Annotated in this window: 21 protein-coding genes; 5 read left to right on the forward strand and 16 right to left on the reverse strand. The window is 35.8% G+C overall.

The window, feature by feature from the left end; translation table 11 throughout:
• Entirely contained in the window at positions 1-450 is a 450-nt protein-coding gene (locus PY093_RS06980) for a DUF948 domain-containing protein (protein ID WP_275645166.1), read from the reverse strand.
• Positions 451-907: 457 nt separating this feature from the next.
• Between PY093_RS06980 and PY093_RS06985 the strand changes: the two genes are divergently transcribed.
• The gene (locus PY093_RS06985) at positions 908-2,023 is read left to right on the forward strand and encodes an aminopeptidase (RefSeq protein WP_275645167.1); all 1,116 of its coding nucleotides are present in this window, start codon (positions 908-910) and stop codon (positions 2,021-2,023) included.
• 870 nt (positions 2,024-2,893) lie between these two features.
• On the opposite strand, the gene murC is transcribed toward PY093_RS06985, so the two are convergent.
• The 9 genes from murC to PY093_RS07030 form a co-directional block, all read right to left on the reverse strand.
• Positions 2,894-4,192: a UDP-N-acetylmuramate--L-alanine ligase gene (murC, locus tag PY093_RS06990; RefSeq protein WP_275645168.1), complete on the reverse strand. Its 1,299-nt coding sequence runs from the start codon at positions 4,190-4,192 to the stop codon at positions 2,894-2,896.
• Positions 4,193-4,969: 777 nt separating this feature from the next.
• Positions 4,970-6,067 (reverse strand): nicotinate phosphoribosyltransferase, encoded by a 1,098-nt coding sequence (locus tag PY093_RS06995; RefSeq protein ID WP_275645169.1) that lies wholly within the window; start codon positions 6,065-6,067, stop codon positions 4,970-4,972.
• Between the two features lie 178 nt (positions 6,068-6,245).
• Positions 6,246-8,693: a DNA translocase FtsK gene (locus tag PY093_RS07000; protein WP_275645170.1), complete on the reverse strand. Its 2,448-nt coding sequence runs from the start codon at positions 8,691-8,693 to the stop codon at positions 6,246-6,248.
• Between the two features lie 238 nt (positions 8,694-8,931).
• On the reverse strand, positions 8,932-9,726 hold the full coding sequence (locus tag PY093_RS07005) for a DUF1444 domain-containing protein (protein ID WP_275645260.1): 795 nt from the start codon (positions 9,724-9,726) through the stop codon (positions 8,932-8,934).
• Positions 9,727-9,761: 35 nt separating this feature from the next.
• Complete coding sequence (locus PY093_RS07010; RefSeq protein ID WP_275645171.1) at positions 9,762-10,076, reverse strand: thioredoxin family protein; 315 nt, start codon at positions 10,074-10,076, stop codon at positions 9,762-9,764.
• Positions 10,077-10,080: 4 nt separating this feature from the next.
• Complete coding sequence (locus tag PY093_RS07015) at positions 10,081-11,103, reverse strand: PTS sugar transporter subunit IIC (RefSeq protein WP_275645172.1); 1,023 nt, start codon at positions 11,101-11,103, stop codon at positions 10,081-10,083.
• A 123-nt stretch (positions 11,104-11,226) separates the two neighbouring features.
• Entirely contained in the window at positions 11,227-11,736 is a 510-nt protein-coding gene (locus PY093_RS07020) for a hypothetical protein (protein WP_275645173.1), read from the reverse strand.
• Positions 11,737-12,231: 495 nt separating this feature from the next.
• Positions 12,232-12,744, reverse strand: a complete 513-nt coding sequence (locus tag PY093_RS07025) for a DUF84 family protein (RefSeq protein ID WP_275645174.1) — start codon at positions 12,742-12,744, stop codon at positions 12,232-12,234.
• An 83-nt stretch (positions 12,745-12,827) separates the two neighbouring features.
• The gene (locus PY093_RS07030; protein WP_275645175.1) at positions 12,828-13,901 is read right to left on the reverse strand and encodes a M42 family metallopeptidase; all 1,074 of its coding nucleotides are present in this window, start codon (positions 13,899-13,901) and stop codon (positions 12,828-12,830) included.
• 392 nt (positions 13,902-14,293) lie between these two features.
• Between PY093_RS07030 and PY093_RS07035 the strand changes: the two genes are divergently transcribed.
• Entirely contained in the window at positions 14,294-14,602 is a 309-nt protein-coding gene (locus PY093_RS07035) for a PepSY domain-containing protein (protein ID WP_275645176.1), read from the forward strand.
• Between the two features lie 40 nt (positions 14,603-14,642).
• On the opposite strand, the gene PY093_RS07040 is transcribed toward PY093_RS07035, so the two are convergent.
• Both PY093_RS07040 and trmB read right to left on the reverse strand, forming a co-directional pair.
• On the reverse strand, positions 14,643-15,485 hold the full coding sequence (locus PY093_RS07040; RefSeq protein WP_275645177.1) for a YtnP family quorum-quenching lactonase: 843 nt from the start codon (positions 15,483-15,485) through the stop codon (positions 14,643-14,645).
• Positions 15,486-15,621: 136 nt separating this feature from the next.
• Positions 15,622-16,269: a tRNA (guanosine(46)-N7)-methyltransferase TrmB gene (gene trmB, locus PY093_RS07045; protein ID WP_275645178.1), complete on the reverse strand. Its 648-nt coding sequence runs from the start codon at positions 16,267-16,269 to the stop codon at positions 15,622-15,624.
• Positions 16,270-16,591: 322 nt separating this feature from the next.
• Between trmB and PY093_RS07050 the strand changes: the two genes are divergently transcribed.
• Entirely contained in the window at positions 16,592-16,765 is a 174-nt protein-coding gene (locus tag PY093_RS07050) for a hypothetical protein (RefSeq protein WP_275645179.1), read from the forward strand.
• Positions 16,766-16,997: 232 nt separating this feature from the next.
• Positions 16,998-17,276, forward strand: a complete 279-nt coding sequence (locus tag PY093_RS07055; protein WP_275645180.1) for a YtzH-like family protein — start codon at positions 16,998-17,000, stop codon at positions 17,274-17,276.
• A gap of 5 nt (positions 17,277-17,281) precedes the next feature.
• Here the strand turns inward: PY093_RS07055 and PY093_RS07060 are convergent, their stop codons facing one another.
• The 3 genes from PY093_RS07060 to PY093_RS07070 all read right to left on the reverse strand — a co-directional run bounded on the left by PY093_RS07060 (position 17,282) and on the right by PY093_RS07070 (position 21,408).
• Positions 17,282-18,091: a phosphotransferase family protein gene (locus tag PY093_RS07060; protein ID WP_275645181.1), complete on the reverse strand. Its 810-nt coding sequence runs from the start codon at positions 18,089-18,091 to the stop codon at positions 17,282-17,284.
• A gap of 163 nt (positions 18,092-18,254) precedes the next feature.
• The gene (gene pulA / locus PY093_RS07065) at positions 18,255-20,411 is read right to left on the reverse strand and encodes a type I pullulanase (RefSeq protein ID WP_275645182.1); all 2,157 of its coding nucleotides are present in this window, start codon (positions 20,409-20,411) and stop codon (positions 18,255-18,257) included.
• Positions 20,412-20,460: 49 nt separating this feature from the next.
• Positions 20,461-21,408, reverse strand: coding sequence for a diacylglycerol/lipid kinase family protein (locus PY093_RS07070; protein ID WP_275645183.1), 948 nt, complete (start codon positions 21,406-21,408; stop codon positions 20,461-20,463).
• 624 nt (positions 21,409-22,032) lie between these two features.
• On the opposite strand from PY093_RS07070, the gene cspD reads away from it, so the two are divergent.
• Positions 22,033-22,233: a cold-shock protein CspD gene (gene cspD, locus PY093_RS07075; protein ID WP_275645184.1), complete on the forward strand. Its 201-nt coding sequence runs from the start codon at positions 22,033-22,035 to the stop codon at positions 22,231-22,233.
• A gap of 130 nt (positions 22,234-22,363) precedes the next feature.
• On the opposite strand, the gene PY093_RS07080 is transcribed toward cspD, so the two are convergent.
• Positions 22,364-23,365: a nuclease-related domain-containing protein gene (locus tag PY093_RS07080; RefSeq protein WP_275645185.1), complete on the reverse strand. Its 1,002-nt coding sequence runs from the start codon at positions 23,363-23,365 to the stop codon at positions 22,364-22,366.
• Positions 23,366-23,377: the final 12 nt, after the last annotated feature.

Raw genomic sequence — 23,377 nt, forward strand, 5'->3', positions numbered from 1 at the left:
TTAAGTATCCTTTTGACGCCAAACATCTTTCGTTTCTTTTTCTTTTTTATTCTTCCACTTATCCCAGATATCTATTATCACATTACTCCATTGGATAACTTGACTAACCTTTTCTTGATTTTTTTCTACCTGTACATCAACCGATTCTGACACTCTTTGGATGGAACCATTAAACCTTTGGATAGACGTTCCTACATCACGCACAGCATCAACGATTGTGTTTAGTTTTTGAGTTTTCTGGTGGATATCATCTGCTAATGCATTTGTCTTATGTAAAAGTACAGTTGTCTCAGTTGTTATACCTTCCATTTGTTTTTCTAAGCCAGTTAAGGTTCCAGCCACATTATCAAGTGTATTTTTCAAGGAACGTAGTGTTGTTGATAAGTATATGACTAATATTAAAAAAGCAATTGCTATTAGTGCTACACTTAAATATAAAATGATGATCAAAATAGACCCCTCCCGATACATTATATTTACCCATTATTTTCATATATAAACATACCATACCAACCTTAATTTTATCTATAAAGGAAACTTCCCTCAGTGGTGTTTTATTTCATCCACCACTGAGGGTTAGTTAAACTTATAACGCTAGGAGCGTGCACGTCCTGTGCGCTATGCCTTACTGACACATCCTGTGCTTCGTCGGGCTTTTACGGGCAGTTATCCCCTTCTAACGAGCGAACCCGATTCCCTTTGGTTTCCCCCACTTAAACTTCTTCGATTTCTCTAAGCTTTGAAGTGGGGCTCTTACTGCCCGTTAATGCGGACTAAATTACCTTTAAGTTCTATATTAAAAGCCCTAAAAAGAAGAGTTAATTAATACCGAACCGTTTTTTTAAACAAATCGTCTTAATTCGGTTACAATAAGGTGGTAAATATAAATCACATAGGGGGCTTTTTAATGAAAGATCCACGCATTCAAACATTAGCTAAAAATTTAATTAATTATTCTGTTAAACTTAAAAAAGGCGAAAAAGTATTAATTGAAAATTTTGGTCTTCAACGTGAGCTTGTAACAGCGCTTGTAGATGAAGCTTATAATGCCGGTGGGTATCCTTTTGTTTCTCTAAAGGATCATCAAGTTGATCGTGCATTACTATTAGGTGCACAAGAAGAACAATTTGAAATGATCGCTGATTTTGAGGCAAATGTAATGAAAAATATGGACGCGTACATAGGCTTACGTTCAGGTGATAACATTAATGAGTTGGCCGATGTTTCAGATGATAAAATGAAAATCACTGGAAAAACAATCGGTAAAAAGGTCCATCGAGATATTCGTGTACCTAAAACTAGATGGGTAGTTCTTCGTTATCCTAACTCAGCAATGGCTCAATTAGCGAAAATGAGTACGGAAGGGTTTGAGGATTTCTATTTTGATGTCTGCAATCTTGATTATGGAAAAATGAGCGATGCAATGGATGCCTTGGTAGAATTAATGAATAAAACTGATAAAGTAAGAATAACTGGTGAAGGTACGGATCTATCATTCTCGATAAAAGATATTCCTGCTATAAAATGTGCGGGTGAAATGAATATCCCAGATGGTGAAGTATATACTGCTCCAGTTAGGGACTCGGTTAATGGCACAATTACATATAATACGCCATCACCATACCAAGGCTTTACGTTTGAAAACGTAAAACTAACGTTTAAAGGGGGCAAAATTGTTGAAGCTACCTCAAATGATACTGAACGGATTAATAAAATCTTTGATACAGATGAAGGAGCACGCTATATAGGCGAATTTGCAATAGGAGTAAATCCTTTTATCCAGCATCCAATGCAAGATATCCTATTTGATGAAAAAATTGATGGTAGCTTCCATTTCACACCAGGACAATGCTATGATGATGCTTTTAATGGTAATCATTCAAACATCCATTGGGACATGGTAAATATTCAACGCCCTGAGTATGGTGGAGGAGAAATATATTTCGATGATGTATTAATTCGCAAGGATGGAAAATTTGTGATTCCTAGGTTAGAAGGATTAAATCCTGAAAACTTAAAATAAGACATAAAAGAGGCACCTTTAAATTTAAGTAGTTCGGATAACGTGGAAAAAATTAATAAAACAGATGAAATATCATACTAAATCGCAGTATGTTTGATACCATAAATAACAGTATAAATAGCAAATAAAAAACGCTTGGATTTGATGAAATAAACCGTTCCGTTTTGAGGTACGCAGGCGGAAAATTGACATTAGAAATGGCATACGAATCGACGTATGCCATTTTCCTTTTATATAGGGATTTATAATACCTCTTATAGTAAAATAAAACCATTAATGACAAATTAAAGGACAATGCTTATTGGACACTCAAAATTAAATGTCAATTGGGATGTCAATTCTTACACATTTCCATATACATCAGAAGTCATCTCCTAAATTTAGTAACCAGTGATCGTTAAAATAAGAGGAGATTTTCCGGTTAAACTGCGTAATAACGCTTGGTTCGGGGTATATAAGCGGAGGTTTTCCGCTTAAGCAATGCAAAATGATCCATTTTGACGTTTTTTGTGTAAATAGTCGGAATCCTTCCGTCTATTTAAGCTATTTTAAGTGCTATTTCATAAATAAGAGAAATTTCTCCGCTTATTTATTAAACCATGCTGATTCCCTCATCTCTTGGTCCTTGAGGGTTCGCTCTTTGTTAAAGAGGTGTCAAATCTGTTGCCAGATTGCACGCCTTTTTCATTGTCATTTATAGGATTTGCACCTCAAAACGAAACCCTTTAGTCATCTTTAGTTTTATTGCTATCTCTAAAAAGGAAAAAGGGAAAATAAAATTATTTGGTCTGCTAATTATTATATGCTATTTAGTATGTGTCTCCACGTTAACGGAACTACTTACTTTAAATTTGGTGCCTCTTCTATATCTTAACTATATTGTTTTTCATATGACTCTTGAAATTTTTGAATATCTCCTGCACCCATAAAAATTAGTACACCGCTATCGTGATATCTAAGAATAGAGGTATCATCTTCATGAATTAATGCACAATCATCGATTTTTTCCACCAAATCATTAATCGTTAGCTTTCCTTGATTTTCTCTAGCTGAACCAAAAATATCACATAAATACACTTTATCTGCTGTATTTAAACTATCTGCAAATTCTTGTAAAAATGTTTGGGTTCTGGTAAATGTATGCGGTTGGAAAACAGCTACGATTTCACGATTAGGATACTTTTGTTTTGCCGCTTCTATCGTTGCATTAATTTCTGTCGGATGATGAGCATAATCATCAATTAAGATTTGATTACCAACTTGCTTTTCAGTAAATCTCCTCTTAACCCCTTTAAATGTTTTAAGGCGTTCTTGAATAATTTCAACGTCAATGTTTTCATAATGGCATAAAGCAATAACTGCTAATGCATTCAACACACTATGGTCCCCATAGGTTGGAATGGAGAAGGATGCGAATAATGTGTTTCTTACAAACACATCAAATGTAGTACCTGCTGTGTTTTTGTTCACATTTCGTGCTTGGAAGTCATTATCTTGCCCGAACCCATAATACAACACCGGAACGTTTGCGTGAATGCTCTGTAAATGTTCATCATCACCACAAGCAATAATTCCCTTTTTAACCTGTAATGCCATTTCCTGAAAAGCATTAAAGACATCTTCAACATTGGTAAAGTAATCGGGATGATCAAAATCAATATTCGTCATGATCGTATAATCTGGGAGATAACTTAAAAAGTGCCTGCGGTATTCACATGCCTCGAAAACAAAATACTCATTGTTTTCAGAGCCTTTTCCAGTTCCATCTCCAATCAAAAATGAGGTAGGATGTGCACCTTGAATCACATGGGCTAATAAGCCAGTAGTTGACGTTTTTCCATGTGTACCGGTAATAGCTACGCTCGTATATTTTTGCATAAAGTCACCTAGAAATTTATGATACCGAATGACTGTTAATCCCTGATTGCGTGCTTCTTCAAGCTCTTCATGTGAATCAGGGTACGCATTACCCGCGATAACTGTTAAACCGGGCTGTATATTGTCTTTGCTAAATGGAAGAATTGAGATTCCTCTTTCTTCTAATGGCATTTGCGTAAAAAATCGCTTCTCTACATCTGAGCCTTGAACTTGGTAATTCATATCATGAAGCACCTGTGCCAAAGAACTCATGCCAGTGCCTTTAATCCCAACAAAATGGTAAACTGTCATATAAAGAACCTCCAACAATCGTCTATCTGTAAGACAGTATATGACGTTCATCTAGTTTTGCTAATTGAACTCATTGTAAACAGATGATGAAACAGCTAAGAAACACTTAGCTTCCGTCAATTGTAGCAAATAAAAAAACTGCTTTTTTTATGTATGAACGAAGTATGGGATATATACGTAAATTCTCCCATTTCAATGAAAACAGTCAGCTCTAGAGAGAAGTAAATGCTGATGTATTCATCTCACATTTTCCTATTATAGCACTAAACATTCATGAAAACCATGAAAAAAATAAGCTGAATCCTTTGCACTATAAGATCTAAAATTAAAAACTGATAGGTATTTCCCTATCAGTTTTCCCAATTATACCGCATTGTATATCACTTGTTATTCAATATTGTTTATAATAAAAACAATATTTTTAGAACTTTTGGCATAAAAAACTTTTCTTCTAGATTGCCATTAAGAAAAGCGCAGGGCGCCCGCCTTTCGGCGACAAGCATAAGACAAGCCGGCTGGAAGGTTGTTCTTTACCTTCCGGACGGATTGGCTTATGACCTCGAGTCGATGGCGCCCGGAGCTAGACACTAAAACTTGGTACAAATTTTTATACTTTCTTATCTTTTAAGAAAAGCGCAGGGCGCCCGCCTTTCGGCGACAAGTATAAGACGAGCCCTGACTGAAGGCGTTTTTTGCCTTCGGGAAGGGATTGGCTTATACCATAGAGCCGATGGCGCCTGGAGCTAGACACAAAAGCTAGGTAAAAATTTTATACCTTTAGTCGACTTTTTCAAGGCGAGAATTCGGCCGATATTTTCTTCCTGCCTTTGCCTGTGGTCTACCATTTAAAATGACATTATCACCAGTGAAACCAATATTAATTTTTAATAAACTACTTCCAACACCATATATATCAACAGGTACACTTTGTTCTTCAAAGCTTTTAATACGCTCCTCGTTAAATCCGCCAGTAACGACAATCTTAACATGGCTAAACCCTTCATTATCAAGTGCTTCGCGAAGTGCATAAACCAAGTGTGCATTCACGCCACGTGGGTCAAATGTACCTAATACTTCAGGGTGCCTTACAAAATATTGATCAATCATTGTTCGGGAAGTATCAACTCTTACGGCTTTTAATTTCTCACCAAACTCATAAGCAACCTTAAGGGCATCTGTTATACAATCGTTATTGTAATCTACAAGCACCATCAATTCATCCTCTGGAAACTTCGTATGGTATGCTCTAGTTGCTGCGACGATATCACCATCAAAAAGCTGAATAAGAGCATGTGGCATTGTACCCATTCCCTTTTTACCCCACCATTCGTTCATAGCGTGAGTTGCTTGTGCCTGTGAACCACCTATGTATGCAGCATATCCATCGCCAGCTTGCTGTGTAAAATGATCATCACGGTCTCCCATAAATATAACGGGCTTTTGATTACCTGAATGTCCGGCGGCTTTTACAACATTATAAACATTTGTTGCAACACTTGTTCTTCTTGCAAGAATTCCATCAATGATTCCCTCAAGATACCCAAAATTTTGGTACGGTCCAGTGATTGTCAAAACAGTCTCAAACGGACTTATTTTATCTCCATCCATTAAAGAATAGATTTCTAACTCTTCTGGATTGTCAGCAAAGGTTTGTACAAGGGCGATAACTTCATCTGTTCCACATAAGACTGCATTGTCCTTTTGAAAAAACTGTAATGTTACACTATTATCGGCTTTAAATTCTTTTATAATTTCTCTCGTTTTTAAAAAATAAACAGCTGAAAACCAACCATTTTTTATACGCTCATCAAATTTAAACGTATGATTCGTTAATCTCTTTATTTTACCTTGCATTTTAAGTTCTATTTCTTTCATCCAATAAAGCTCCCTTTCTCCCGATAGAGATAGCCCCTATCAATTCGTCCAATAACAATTTACAACTTGTCTATCTGTAAGAATACCATTTTATCACTTTAAAGTGAACCTATAGGGGGAGTTGCCCCCCCCAACCTGCATTTCTTCAAATTTCCCGCTTGAGGGATCATAATGCCACTTAAGTATGGGGTAATATGCTAGTTTCTTGTATATTCTCCAATTCCGTTTCGGTTATAAGGACTTCCCGCGGTTTACTTCCTCGTCCTTCAGATATAATCCCTTGCTCCTCCATAATATCAATTAACCTGGCAGCTCTATTGTATCCAATTCTAAAGCGACGCTGAAGGCTAGATGTAGAAGCACCACCTTGATCAAAAACAAACTCACACGCTTCATAAAATAGATCATCTTCTTCCGAATTGATTGTAGCCTTTTTTAATAATTCTTCCTGTTCAAACATGTAAGTTGGTTTTAATTCCTCCTTAACATGCCCTACAACTCTTTCAATTTCATCATCAGAAACAAAGTTGCCTTGAAGTCGTGTTGGTTTGGAAGAACCATTTTCTAGAAAGAGCATATCTCCTTTTCCTAAAAGCTTATCTGCCCCATTTGTATCTAAAATGGTGCGGGAATCTACCTGAGAAGAAACTGAGAATGCAATTCTTGTTGGAATATTCGCTTTTATAAGTCCTGTAATGACATCCACAGATGGTCGTTGGGTTGCTAAAATTAGATGAATCCCGCAAGCGCGAGCTTTTTGAGCAATACGACAGATTGCCTCCTCAACATCTCCAGGAGCTACCATCATTAAGTCTGCAAGCTCATCAATAATGATGACTAAATAAGGCAGTTTTCCACTTTGCTCACTATGTCTTTCGACCAGCTCATTATATCGTGAAATATCTCTTACACCAGTATGTGCAAAGAGTTCATATCGTCTTTCCATTTCCTCTACTGCCCATTTAAGAGCTGCTGTTGCGGCCTTTACATCCGTAATTACCGGGCTGACTAAATGAGGAATATGATTATATGGAGCCAACTCTACCATTTTTGGATCAATTAATAATAGTTTCACTTCATGTGGAGCAGCCTTGTATAGCAGACTTACTAGCATCGTATTAATACAAACACTCTTTCCGGAACCTGTTGCACCTGCAATTAACCCATGTGGCATTTTACTAAGGTCTGTGACAACTGGCTTACCAGAGATATCCAATCCTAAAGCTACAGTAAGCGGAGACGAATCTGTTAAGAATTCCTCACTTTGAATTATTTCGCGTAATAAAACAGACTTACTTTTCCTATTGGGAACTTCTATACCAATCGTGTTTTTCCCTGGAATAGGGGCTTCAATACGAATATCCTTTGCAGACAGACTTAACTTTATATCATCCGATAAGTTAGTTATTTTATTTACCTTTACACCTGGCTCAGGATGGACTTCGAATCTAGTAACAGCTGGTCCCTGTGTGACGTTAACGACAGTTGCACGAACCTTGAAGTTTTTCAATGTTTGATCAAGTAATTCACTTTGACTAGCAAGCCATTCTTCGTCATCCCCTTCAATAACACGAGGAATATTTAATAAATCAAGGTCTGGGAAGTGATAAGTGCCGTTGCTCTTAGTTGGCAGCTCCTCTATTTTCACTTTTTCTTTTGCGTTAGTAGTTTCGTCTACCTGAATTTCTTCAAAACTTATCCTTTGACCTACTATTTTTTCATTGGCTTTCTTTTCTTCCGATGTTGCTTCAACTCTTTTTTGTAAATTTTTACGGTCTTGCTTAAGCATCATTACATTGTAGGGTATATAATGACGTTTAGGTGCTGTTTCATCAGTCGTATTCACAAGTTCATCTTGTTCTGCCTGTCCTTCATTATTAATAGGTTGGACACCACTGTTTTTTTCAATGCTAGTCGGAGCAACTTTTTCATTAATTTCATGAATCATATCGTTAGTATCACTTTCAATTTCTACTTCTTTCTCTTCACTTTTAGTATATAGAGGCCCCTTTTTAAGTTGGTGCAGTAAGTCAAGGAACTCATCTGAATCCTCTTTTATTAGGTCATCACTTGATTCAATAACTTCTTCAGGTTTACGACTATTCGGATTCAGCTCTATTACTGTTTCTTTTTCATTAGTCTCTCTTTTATACAAGAATTCTTCCTCTATTTCAACAGTTGCAGCAGTCTCTTTTTCAGCTAAATTAGGAAGACTTATCGATTCTAATTCATACTCTACCACTTCATCTAACAGATTGTTTTCTTCTACTGCCTTTGGCCTAGCAAATCCATAGACTGGAGATGGTACCTCTGTAGGTCGAAATGGTAGCTTTGACTTCTCTTTTTTTGTTTGTTGTTCTTCTTTTTTCTTGGTAGTACTACGTTTTACGACACTTACAGGTTTAGATACTTCACTTTTTTTATTCTTAGTAACAGTAGTTTTCTGCTCTTGTTCATCCGGTATAAGCGGGAATCGAAAATTTCCTTTCGGATATTGATAGGTGACCCTTGTTTCAATGTGCTTATGTTCTAAATTTGTTTGGTTATTGTGCAACTGAAGGTCTTCAGTTTCATCATTGTCGTTGTCATTTTTTAATCGTGTGTAAATCTTTTTTAACCAATCCATCAATCATCACTCTTTCATTTTCACTTCAAACTTATCTATATAGTATTGTAACAATAAATGAAGAAAATTGAATAAAGAAAATAAACTTAGTTCAAATAGATTAGGAATGGAAGTATTTAAATTGTTTAAGAAAAGCGCAGGGCGCCCGGAGCTAGACACTATAACTAGGTACAAACTTTTATACTTTCTTATCTTTTAAAAAAAGCCACTAGTTTATCTAGTGACTTTTACTAAAATATCATTTACGTTTATTTTTCCCAAGTATAAAGATAGGCTCTAATTCCCCATTTTCATACAGGAAGGATAGTGCTGTAATCGGGACCCTTCCACTTGCGAAAAAGCTCATCGTCATATGGGCGAGGACATCGTAACCTGTATCGTTTTGGATATCAGCTATAATTAAAACGTCTTGATGAGGGACGGCTACGGCCATTGTCCCATTGATTTTTTCACTGAATTTATGTAAATATGTTTCATTTAAAATTCGACTCGCGTCATACCCATCGTTTGTATTTATAAAGTAAAATGTATTATCTGCTACTATATCTTCCTTGACTTTTATTTCTAGTGAACGAATGTTAAATCGAGCCACTTCTTTTACTCTTTCTACATTCCATTCTTCTTTTTGCAAAAGTTCCTTATCAATTAAACGATACGTGGTCCCTAAATCAAGTGCATAGTACACTCTTGTTTCAGCTGTATGGTTATCAAAAAGCAGGGCCTTTCCTTCCTTTGTTTCAGTAGGAAAAGAGGTTGAACGAATAACGGGATAAATATTTTTTTCTTTCCCTGTTAAAACATGTTCATCATGCATCTTCGTCAAAGATTCTTCTATATAATAAACAACTTCATCAATTGCTTTATCTTTTTCCTCATGCCATTTTGCAATAATTCCTGATAATGCAACAGTAACACCCTTTTTGGTCTCTCGATTCTCAATGCGTAACGTGTCTTTTTCTCTGTCGAAGGTAAATTCCCACTCAGGTCTTGTTAATCTTTGCTCAAGCTGGGATCGCATTTTCTTTGTATCCATTTTCATTAAAAGTACTCCCTTCGAACCTAGCCGCTCTATTTTAACCCATTTAGAAAGGATTCTATTTCTTCTTTTGTCTTTCTATCCTTACTTACAAAGCGACCTGTCTCTTTCCCATTCTCAAATGCAACAAAACTTGGAATACCAAAAACATCTAACTCCCCACATAAATCAATAAACTCATCCCTATCCACATAATAAAAAGTAAATTCTGCGTGTGCAGCGAGAATTTCCGGTATGACTGGTTCAATAATACGACAGTCTGGGCACCAGTCCGCAGAAAACATTAATACCGTTTTCCCTTCTAAAATAACCTCTTTATATTGTTCAATACTTTCTAATTTTTTCATTTGTTTAGCCTCCAGTATTTATTTTCATATCACCAAATTTAATCCAGCCTTTTTTCCTCATCACCTCGGATAATACCAGACTTATTAGTGCAGGACCAATAAAATGCAATAGTAAAACTGAAAGGAAAATACCAAGAGTAAATCCGTTACTAGTAAATGTCATGATTTGGCCAACTAAACCACTTGTACCCATTCCTGCTCCCGCTGCATTATTTGTGAGTTTGAAAACCACTGTTCCTAAAGGAGCCAGTATGGCACCCGCAACTGTAGGTGGAATTAAAATTAACGGATTTTTGATAATATTTGCTACCTGTAACATGGATGTACCTAATCCTTGTGCAATAAAACCACCATATCTATTTTCACGGAAACTACTTGTTGCAAAGCCCATCATCTGTGCACAACATCCAATCGTTGCTGCTCCAGCTGCTAGACCCTGTAAATCGAGCATCAGGGCAATTGCTGCACTTGAGATAGGTGCTGTTAACGCTAAGCCCATCAATACAGCTACTAAAATCCCCATTACGATAGGTCTTTGTTCTGTTGACCACATGATGATTTCACCAAAACTTTTCATGAACAAGTTGATAGATGGTCCAATGAAGGTTGCGGTTAAAAATCCTGATACTATTGTAACAAATGGTGTGATAATAATATCGATTTTGGTCTCTTTACTCACTAATTTACCTATCTCAGTTGAAATCAAAGCAGCGATAAAACTTCCTGCCGGACCACCAAGCGATGCGCCAGCAGCTCCGCTAAGTAGTGCTGAAAACAACACTAATGGTGGCGCTTTTAGCCCATAGGCGACAGCTGCACCTATTGCAGGTCCATATAGACTCATAGCCATTGTACCCATCTCAATAAATAAAGGAGATAACGGAGTACCAATCTGCTCTCCTACCGTCTTGATAATTAAACCAATTATTAATGATGAAAATAGACCAAGCGCCATATAACTCAATGCTTCTATAAAATACACTTTTGGCGAAAGAGTGACACCTTTTCTTAATAAAAAATCACGCAACTTTTCTCCCACCTTAGCAGGTTATCTGTAAAAATAAAAAACTAGTTTAAAAAATGGTACTACATTGAGTATCGAAATACAAATGTGCCCCTGTATTTTAAGGTACAGGGACAATTATTCAAATCATTGATATTTAACAGATGAAACAATTTGCATCATTTGCTCTGCGCTCTCTGAAATTTGGCTAGCTTTTGCCTGTGTTGTCAGCTTAATTCCACCGATACCCACTAGTACCTCGTAAGAGTTTCCTTCGACTTCCGTAACTTTAACATAACCAAAACGATTTTCGTCTTCGAATGTTTCAAACACAAGATCTTTTTTAGTTTTAGCTCCTGTAGACTCAAACATGACTTTACTATCTAATTCTTCATTTGGATTAACAAACAAGATATACAGTTGTTTTCCCTGTTCAAAAATTAGATTATTGGTTCCTTCACTTTCGATTTTCATAGCGTTCGGTAAATAATAGGATATGCTTTCAAAGCTTTTATTTGTTTCCATTGGTTTGTTATTAAAAGCCTCTTCAATTTTAGCTGTCGTATTTTTTATCTCATCATCAACCGATACCGAACAACCTACTAATAGTCCTGTTAGTAGAAGTAAACAGGCAAATAGTACTATTCTATTTTTCATTTTCTTCTCCCCTCCAGTATTAAGGAAGTTTCTAAAGTGCATGCTCAGAGTTGGCTTAGAAAACCGCGTAGTTTCATGATGAAATTGCCAGCCTTGTTCTTCTTACGACTCATCTATAATCTTCATGATGATTTTTTACATAATTAAAATAAGACTACTAGATTTGGAAGCTTTTTACGAGAACAAGAAATACGCTAGTAATAAATTCGAGGATTTTTGACAACCTCTGACATACCTAATACTATAATACCCCTATTATTTTATAGGTGACAAGTAGTTTCTAGTAATTTCTAGTTAAATCCTACTATAAGAAAATATTAACAAATCGTGTTAAAATGTTCATACACGCTATGGATGTCTTCTGACGGCATAGTTAAGATTACTCAAAAGAGAGGATTTAAGTTGCAAGTAATTGTCTATTTAGCGGGAGAAACAGTATGTATACGAAAACTAATTCTGATAACTAGAAGAGGATAGGATAAGTCCTCTCCCTAGTTATTTTAAATTATACAGATATTGCCCGACTAATAGTCTTGCAAGGTGTGTGAACATTTCTGTTCGATTGACTAGCCCGTTTGTAAAAACACCGATTGCACCTTCATTATGTCTTACATTTCTTAATGTTGTATATTCGTCCATGACATCACCTAGTTCTCGACCACTTCTAACACCCTCTGCCACTTGAGTAGGCAACAGGATCCTAGCTCCTCCTGCTATAATGGGTTCATTCTCCCCATCGTATATGGAGCCCCAATTACATAAAAATAACCCTTTAGAAGTTTCAATTACTCCTCCCTCTAGGCCAACTCCAATATCAGCATGCTCTTTACTCCGAGAAAGCATTGCGCGGTTTATAGCTCCCTCAATTGTTTCTGTGTCTGAAAATGGTTGCGATGAAACGCCTGATGGAACAGATGTAGGTAAATAGGTAACATCTTGATCATTGAACGCACTTTTAACAGCATTAACCTTAGTTGGATTTTTCGTACCAATTGCTACTTTAAGCATATTAATTCCCCTCGCTAAACTTATAAATTTTGACTGTTCATTCCATAAATAAAAAGAGCCAAAAGGCTCTTTTTATTTATCACTTAGCTATTGCTTTTAATTGAATCTACTGTAGCACGGTCTGAAGATTTTACTAATTTTACAAGTAATTCTTTTGCTGCAGCATAGTCATCGACATGAACAATTGACGCATGTGTATGGATATAACGAGAGCAAATTCCTACAACTGCAGAAGGAACTCCTTCATTTGACATATGAACTCGACCAGCATCTGTTCCACCTTGGGAAATAAAATACTGGTACGGAATCTTATTAGTTTCAGCAGTGTCAAGTATAAATTCACGCATACCACGATGAGTTACCATTGAGCGATCATAGATACGAAGTAAAGCACCTTTCCCAAGCTGTCCAAAAGCATTCTTATCACCTGACATATCATTTGCCGGGCTTGCATCTAGTGCATAAAAGATATCAGGTTTAATCATGTTTGCAGCTGTTTGTGCTCCTCGCAAGCCAATCTCTTCTTGAACTGTTGCACCTGAGAAAAGAACATTAGGAAGCTTTTCACCCTGTAATTCTTTTAATAGCTCTACTGAAAGGCCACAACCATAGCGATTATCCCATGCTTTTGCAAGTACTTTCTTTTCATTAGCCATCGGTGTGAAAGGGCAAATAGGAACGATTTGCTGACCTGGTTTTATACCAATCCTTTTTGCATCTTCTCGATCATCTGCACCAATATCAATCATCATATTTTTAATATCCATGGGTTTGTTACGTTTGGCATCATCTAGTAAATGTGGAGGAATCGAACCGATGACACCGATCACTGGGCCATTGTCTGTTATTACTTGAACTCGTTGTGCAAGTAACACTTGACTCCACCATCCACCTAATGTCTGGAAGCGAATCATACCATTATCGGTAATTTGTGTAACCATAAAGCCTACTTCATCCATATGTCCTGCAACCATAACTGTTGGACCATTTTGGTCTCCACGTTTCACTCCAAAAATACTACCTAGACCGTCTTGAACAATCTCATCAGTATATTTTTCAATCTGTGAACGCATGAATTTTCGAACCTGATGTTCATTACCAGGTGTACCTGGCAATTCTGTTAAAGTTTTAAAAAGCTCCATTGTTTCCTGATTCATTATGTTATTCCCCTTTTCAATCAACTATGTAACAGTGCGGTTCTAGGTAATTAGCACAGTCATCTTATTATTTTAGAACAATTCTTATTATTTAGTATATCGAAATACCCTAATCCTTTCTACTATGAACATACACAATGCTTAACAACTATATATTAGTTTTGTATACTATATGAAAAGCGCAGGTCGCCCCGCTTAGCGACGTATGGACTAAGACCGCTCCGCATGAGATAAAGGAAACACGGAGCTCAAGTCGATTCGATGTTGACTTATCGTAAGGAGGAGAGGGAAGTCCACTAGTCGCTGGGCTACCGGAGCTAGACACAAAAACTAAGTTTAATCTTAACATTCTAACCTTAACACAATACTCACAAAGTGAAGGAGGCGGTTCTATGAGTTGGAAAAAGTTTGTACTAGGTCTTAGTGTCGGCTTTGCAGGTGCTTACCTATTGAAAAGTTATGTTCAAGAGCAAACCATATCTGCAGAAAAGGCTTTAAAAATCGCAAAAAACGCTTTTAAGGAAAACGGCCCTATAGATGGTTCATGGATACATATGGTCCCTGAAACATTTGAAAAATCCAACCTATCGTATAACGTTTATAAAGGCGGAATATCACGCACCATAGAAAACGAAGTAAAACAATTTGAATTCCTCGTTGACACAAAAACAGGTACTATTTTAGAAGTATATCCGATTTAGTGTAGAAGTATTTGAACTCCAATTTCTTGGAGTTCTTTTTTTACTCAATACGTTTTAAGGAATCTATCACATTTCCTTCATCATCCCATTTGATTGCTCGGTAGATTGCATCATGATAAAAGCTATACCATGCTTGTTTTTTAGTACCAACTTCCATCCATTTTTGCTTTTGTTCAACGGAAGTCATAGGGTAGTCATCATACGCCATTACCCATAATACATTTTGATGAGCATGTGTTGGCATAATATCAGCCAAATGTAGTAACACTTCATCTTCACTTTCCATTATGATTATCGAATGGCCATCACTATGTCCACCAGTATGGACCATTTTTATTCCCGGAACGACTTCTATTTCACCACTGAATGTCTGAACCTGACCTTCAATTGCTTCCCAGTTTTCCTTCCAATATGTATTACGAGAGCGAATATTTGGGTGTCTCATTTCTTCCCATTCCACACTTGAAGTGATAATGGTTGCGTTTTCAAAAGTTGAAATAAGCACATCGTCCTGCCATTTTGTCAATCCGCAGGCATGATCAAAATGCATATGAGTCATCAAGACTATATCGATGTCTGCTGTTGTTAGGTTTAGTGCCACTAAGGATTCCTCAATAGCGGATTCTTCATCCATACCAAAATTCCGTTTCATTTTATCAGACATCTTATTATTTCCCATTCCTGATTCTACTAATATATTCTTTCCTGCCACTTGAATAAGGATTGGATCTGAACGTAACTCAATTTGATTTTTATCATTAAAAGGATATTTCTTCGTCCATAATGCTTTTGGTACAACTCCAAACATTGCTCCCCCATCTAAGCGGGTTACTCCACCATTTAACCAAGTAAGAGATATTTTACCAACCTTTAAATTTTCCATTATGCCGCCACCTCTCTCCTAAATAATATATTTAGTTTACCATTTATATAAATATATTTAAAATTAAATGAATGATCTTATACATTTCCATTATATGAATTTAGTAATTAAGCGAAAAAGGGAGTAGACGACATCTCTACTCCTCATTTTGGTATTTAACTTCACTACGATAAATTGGAAAACCTTTACTTGAAAATTTCTCTTCATATTCAGTCATAATATTACCTTCAAAATCACTTTTGTGAAGGTCTAAACTAACATACGTTAACAGTAACCCATACTCCGAAAAACTCGTTAATGAGTACTCGAATAAGCCACGATTGTCTGTTTTAAAATGAATTTCTCCACCATTTTTTAAGATGTCTTCATATGATTTCAAATAGGTTTTATAAGTGAGTCTTCGCTTTTCATGGCGCTTTTTAGGCCATGGATCTGAGAAATTTAAATAGAGGCGATCCACATCACCCTTATCAAAAAATTCATGTAAGTCGTTTGCATTTCTGTTTAGGATTTTTATGTTAGGTATATCAGCCGCAATCGCAAGATCAAGTGCAGAAACAACTACACTTTCAGCTAGCTCTATTCCAATATAATTAATATCGGGATTAGCTTTTGCCATCCCGGTGATAAATCGACCTTTTCCAGTTCCTACTTCAATGTGTAATGGATTGTTATTTCCAAATAATTCATGCCATTTTCTTTTGTGTGATTCAGGTTTATGAATGACAAACTGTGGGTATTCCGCCAACTTCTCTTTAGCCCACGGTTTATTTCGTACACGCATTATGCCACCTCATTTTAGTGATATCGATGAAAAAGATAACATGAACGATGAAAGTTAGCAAGGCTTTCGTGTCTATATTTCACTTGGTTTTGGGAAATCCTAAGGATTTGTGAGGATATAAACGGATAAGTGTGAAATTGTTCGTAAAGCTAACCTAACCGTTTGTCAGCGTGTTTTAAGTCATTACAACAGTTGATTCCCTCATTTTTACAGTTAGGTAAAAAACAATTTCTCGTTTATGATTAAAGGAGTTTAATTTTCGCTAATGAAAAGTCAAATCCAGTTAATGGAAATTCCATATTAATTAAAGGGAGTTGATACAATGGTAATTAAAAAGTCTTTGACAATGTTAATTGAGTTCATGATTTTATTCAGTATTACACTTGCGTTTGTAGGTTATTCATTAACTATTTACCCTGCTGAAATCCTCTTAAACAAGCTTCAAGCTAAAAAGGCTTCTGAACGTAAAATGGAGTACGCAAGGAATAGTGCTTAGGTACCCTTCAAGTGGACTTCAATAAGCGGGGATTTCTTCATGCTTCATTAAGACCTTATTAGCAATGTACTCTAGATCTATATTCTTCTAACCTTAATCATCTCTTCAGATTACTTGCGATACAAAAAAATGGTTATTTTTCACAACCGTTTTTTTGTATCGCAAGTATATTTTTTGCTGTCTTAAGGCAATTTAAGGTATATGACTCTCTACGTAAAAGGATGTGTCTTTAATGCCTATCAATCATACCGATCAAATGAATGTTTTAAAAGATATATTGACTAATCAACAAGCCGACTGTTGTGGTACAGTTGCTGAATGTGAGCAAATGGAACGAATTATTAAATCATTAATGGTTAACACAAATGTAGATCAAAATCTCAAATCAGTTTTAGATGATATATACTCATATAGCCAAAATGGAAAGTACACTCAACATCTCGATAGCCATATTGATTCACACCGATCTGATTTAACACAGTGGGTCAATGATATCGATTCGTTCAGCTAAAAAATTCAGGGTTTCCCCAATAAATCTTGTAAATAGTTAAGCCAGTGTTCAACTTCTTTATTGTGGTTTTTAGATTTATACCAAATTACCGATTGGATTGTTTGGGAAATTACATACCATTTCATCCGTATTTGCAAATGATCTGATAGTTCGAGCCCGTACATTTGTAACCATGTAGCCCAGTCCTTTTCATTAATATACCAATGCAAAAGCATACCAATATCAATAGCAGGGTCGGCAATAATAGCCCCATCCCAGTCAATTAAAAAAAGCTGTTCTTTCTCTGTAATTAACCAGTTATTATGATTGACATCACAATGACAGACCACTTTATGGTCGTATTGGACATTTGGTAATTCTCTTTCAAGAACATCTAGTGCATTTTCTATAACTGATAAATTGCCTAACTCTCCCGCATAAACAAGCTGACTCTTAATATCAACTAAAATCTCTTCGGGTAGAAGAGGTTTTTTTTCTAGCCTTTTTAGCATATCTAATAATTCATTTGATTGATGTATTTTTCGTAGCAAGTGTGCGACATTATAGTCAAACATGTCACTAGGCTTTAATTCACGACCCTTTAACCAATGCTGTGCCGTTATTACATCACCATTTTCTAGCCTTTTCGTCCACATTAGTTTTGGTACAATTCCTTCTGCCGACAGAACAGCGAGAAAGGGGGATGAATTACGCTTTAGGAATAACTTCTTGTCATTATATTGAGCAAAATAAGCATCCCCCGTAGCACCTCCAGCAGATGTTATTATCCACTCATCACCTAGTATATATTCGAACCAGTTTACCTTCAAATTCAACACAACATTTCTTAGTATTTATATTATTTCATTATTATTTTTAGTATCAGTAAAATTAAATTTTAAATAAAAAAAACAGCTATTGACTACGTTTCATAACAATAGCTATCTATAAATTTTAGGTTCTTATCATTTTTTAGTCAAGAGAAAATCTGATTTGCTACTACTTTCTATACAGAACCATGGTACTAACAGGTTTGATGGTTACTTGGTTATCTGTTAGTGTAAAGATTGGTTCAAGCCCAGCATTACTTTCTTCACAAACCACACTCCAATTATGATATACAGGGATTGTGATTTCCTTTGCCTCAAGGGAATTGCTATGAATTACCAAGATTGAGGACCATGGACCAAATTTTTCTACATTTAATAATGAATAAATAACTACACCTTCAGAATACTCATAAAATTTTAGATGACTTCTAATTAAGGCTGTTGAGTCAAAGCGGAATGCCCCATGGTGCTTCCGAATAGCTATTATTCCTTTTATATAGTTGACATCCTTCTCAAACTGTTTTTTTCTAGCCCAATCGAGCATATTAATTGCGTCAGGTGAACGATAGCTATTTTCAATACCTTGCTTTGTTCTGTAAAATTCCTGACCACTGTGTAAGAATGGTATCCCTTGGGATAGTAAGACAATGGTTGTTGCTAAACGTTGCCTTTTCCTTTTTAGGTCATCTGATTCATGAGAGTTACAACCAACTATTTTATCCCAAAAGGTGTGATTGTCATGTGATTCTACATAATTGATTGTTTGTGTTGGTTCTAAAAATAGACCTTTATAACCTTTTTTAAATGAAACACTTCCTGCAATAGACTCTTTCACTTCTGTATCTTTATGAATATTTCCTAGCGTATATCCACGATCGTACAAATTGAAAGTACTTCCTTTAATCCCATCACGAAATCGATCATTAAATTGAGCAACCCTTGGCATTTTTTGAGCATTACGGATAATAGCTTTTTTATCATAATGTAAGGGAGTATTTAAATCCCAACCTTCTCCCAGAATAATGACATCAGGGTTAACATCATCTACAGCTCTTCTAACAGTGTTCATCGTTTCAATGTCTAAAATCCCCATTAAATCGAAGCGAAAACCATCTACTTTGTATTCCTTTAACCAAAATAGAACAGAGTCAACAATGAACTTCCGCACCATTTTTCGTTCTGATGCAATATCATTCCCTACTCCCGTTCCATTTGAGGGCATTCCATGTTCATCATGTCGAAAATAATACCCTGGTACTATTTTTTCAAAAGCTGAGTCCTCACGTATGTAGACATGATTATAAACGACATCGATAATGACCCGGAGCCCATGCTGATGAAAGGTTTCAATTACTGACTTTAGTTCATTTATCCGATTATACGGTTCTTTAGGATTAGTTGCATAGCTTCCCTCGGGAACGTTAAAATGTAAAGGGTTATATCCCCAATTATATTCCCCTGTTTCCACCATTTCATTGACTCCACAATAATCATTGATGGGTAATAGTTCAATATGTGTGATTCCTAATTCAACTAAGTAGGATAGCCCAGTACTCGTACCTGCTGGACCTAAAGTCCCGGATTCCGTTAAACCTAGATACTTTCCTTTTTGTTTTATCCCACTTTGCGGGTGTATTGAAAAATCTCGTATATGAGTTTCATAAATGATTGCGTCAGTAGGATTCGAAAAAGCTGGAAGTGTTGTTTTAGACTGATATGTATTTTTTAGATCAATAATAACGCCATATTCACCATTAATTGAAACTGCATTTACATACGGATCTACTGCCTCTCTCCAAACTTTATTTACACATACTAAATACGCGTAAAAATGCCCTTCTAAGTCCCCTGGAATTGAGGCAAACCATACACCATTGTGTTCTCTTGCCATTACATGCAATTGAATGTCATCAGCGGATGTCCCACAAAAAATCTTTAACTTAACACTGCTTGCTGATGGTGCCCATACCTTAAATAAAGACTCTATAGCAGAGTATGTAACACCTAAATCATTTCCTTCATAAGCATAAAAATCATCAAAAGCTTGAGTGCGAATAACGGCACCTACCTGTAAATCAGTAGATGACCCATACTGATCCTTTACGATATAGTCATCACCTATTGAAATAATCGCGGTGAAAGTGCAGATATATTTCACACAATCTTCTATATCAATTTTGTTAATGATATCAAGGTCTAAACAAGACTCATGGATACATAGTGTGAAGGAATGAGATAGTCCACCATGATAAGACTTTGGTAAAAGCACGGTTATACTATTTAGTTCATCAAGGTATGCCTCAAATATTCTGTCGGTATTTGTCATTCGCTCACCGCCTATTACAGGATTAGAAGCTATAGTTTTTGCTTGAAAGCTAAAACTTATGAGGTAAAGAAAAAATACTGATCCGGCTTTTGTCTACTGATACCACAACAGGTGTATGTCCAACTTGCTCTCCATCGACATGTACAAGAAATGGTTTCTCTGAATCAATCTTAATTTCCCGTCCAGTGTGCACTGAAACTTCTTTTAAGCCAACATGCTTTCCAAAAAAAACTGTACCAAATACTAAAAGTAGCTTTAGTTTTGATAAATTATGAATAACCGTTATGTTTAATAAACCATCATTAGGGCGTGCATTGGGTGATATTTTCATACCGCCACCATAAAAACTTTGATTTGATACAGTAACAAACCAAACATTTTGGTACCGGTGGATCGTTCCATCTATCGATAGCGTAACACTTGTAGGCACAAACGAAAATAAAAGTTTCAATAGCGCTATGACATAGACTAAAGATCCTAAACGAACAACACTTAAATATTTTTTCATTAACGATTGATTTGTAAGCTTTGAAACTTCTGCATCAAATCCCACACCAAGACTATTCATAAATAGCTTTCTTTGTGATGAAGTCCCAATTGTGGCTTTTCCAATATCAAATTGAGGTATAGGTCTTCCTTGCTTCCTTAAAATAAGCTTTAAAGCAGCAATCGGTGAATTCGGAATGTTAAAACCTCTCGAAAAGTCATTTCCTGTCCCAGCTGGGATAAATCCAACTCTAACGGCTGGATGCTTGGCAAGACCGTTTACTACTTCATTCATTGTGCCATCCCCACCAACTACAATAATTCCTTCAATTTTATCTTCATACATAGTGGCAATTTGTTTTGCAATTTCTGTAGCATGATTTGGGGATTTTGTATAAAAAGATCGATAGTTTACATTTTGTTTATCTAGTTCTCGCACGAGTTTCTCCCAAACCTTTAAAGACTTTCCATTACTAGCAGCTTTATTTACAATAAAAAAAAGTATTTTCATAGATTCAACCTTCATTCGTCTTAATGTCTTAATGTAATAGTACGTACCTACTGCTTCTATTCTTATTTTAACACTTAAATTGATACAGGAATCTATTAATTTATCCCGCATTAACAGGCAGTAAGATCTCCCTTCAAAAATTAGAGAATTCGAAGAAGTTTCAGTGGGTATGTAAGTAAACCCCCACTGAGGGAAGTTTCCTTTATAAAAATTTGTATTTACAGCTTATCTTTAAACTTGTACCGATGATGCCTCAAAACTTAAAAAAATGGTTGCAAAAACCATAGAAACATCAATTGCGTATGAACAATTATATGAAAAAATTTCAACTGAAAGAATCGATAACTTTATTTGGGGAGTAGGATAATTTTAAAATACTCAATTCCTAGTGAATTTCGCCAATTTTAACCAATAGGGTGTCTTGCCTATTCTTCCTAATTCTGTTATTCTTATTATGAATTATTTTTGTTCAGTATATGGGAAGAACAAGTTACAACTTTTCGCCTGGATATCAATAAGAGTGTTTTCAAAAAGAGGACTATTTTGACCTTGATTTTTTGAACGACTCTTAGAGCAAGAATAGTAATACAATTGTGTGGTTTTCGCACATAGGAGGCAACAAACATGGAAAATGGTAAAGTAAAATGGTTTAACGCAGAAAAAGGTTTCGGATTCATCGAGCGCGACGGTGGAGATGATGTATTTGTACACTTCTCAGCTATCGAAGGTGACGGTTTCAAATCACTTGAAGAAGGTCAAGAAGTTTCTTTCAACGTAGAGCAAGGTGCACGTGGACCTCAAGCTGCTAACGTTCAAAAACTTTAATTTTTAAGACTAAGTAAAAACATATAAACAGACTCTCATAAAGAGTCTGTTTTTTCATTTTTTCTTTCATATCTGCCCGATGGATTATAAATTGGTCTAAAATTTGTGAAATAATCCATCGAATACTAACTTATTCCTCATTTTCATTCCACTCAACCCGTTTAACACAGGTAGTTTGGCAATATAATAACAGGGATTGCGCCGCTTTTAACTGCACATGTTTGAGGGGAGATGAAAGGTTGCGCAAATTAGTAAACCAACCTTCGTAATTTCTCTTTTCAATAAAATCAACATCATATGGTGGAAAGGGGTAATCAAAGTATCCGGTTCTGTTTAATACAATTTTTTTAATGGGCATTTCAATCTCATTTAGTTGAAAGACTTTCCTTACAATTTTCTCCATTCTATTCAATCCAATAAGGGGAGAGAGTACTTTCTTTTCTTTACTACCTATACGTTCTGTCCAAAAGCGCTCTTTAGATCCAAGGAATACACTTCCTTCTTCACCCTCAAGTATGGTTATACACCAGGTCGTTGTTGGACTGATAATGATGATGTCTGCCTCAATAGGAGCGTGTTTCAAAAGAAAAACTGGTTTATACAGTACTAAATACGTATCAGGAAATCTTTGTAGGAAATATTTTAGATTTTCTTCCTCATAAAAACGATCATCAATATAGGACTTTTCCCTAATTGTTGAACTAGCCCATTTCATTTGAAATCTAAATAAACTCTCTAAAAAGATGAGCTTTACCTCATCCAACGTTTTAGGATCATTATTTAATGAAGAAAACATTTCATTTGAATCTAATTCATCATCTATTCCATCTATTGAGACTGAAGGTTGAAAAGATATTTCGTCTTGAACCTCCTCATTTTTTCGAACCTTTTGAAAGAACTGTTTAAACGGGTCAAGTACCGACTTTTTTTCTTCATTTAATAGTTGAAACTTTTCATAGATGTCAGTCGTGTTTTTAGAAATGGCACTAAGTGAATCTAATGTTCCATTTTCCCACGCCGTATTGATTTGTTTCCATTGCTGTTTTTTCAAACGAATATATTGACTAGGGTAGCGGTAAATATCAACCTCATATCTTGAGATATAGTCTTGTAATTTTATAAGTTGGCCCAAAAATTTTCTCAC

Origin of the sequence: Cytobacillus sp. S13-E01, assembly GCF_029193815.1 — a bacterium.
Taxonomy (GTDB): domain Bacteria; phylum Bacillota; class Bacilli; order Bacillales; family Bacillaceae_L; genus Bacillus_BV.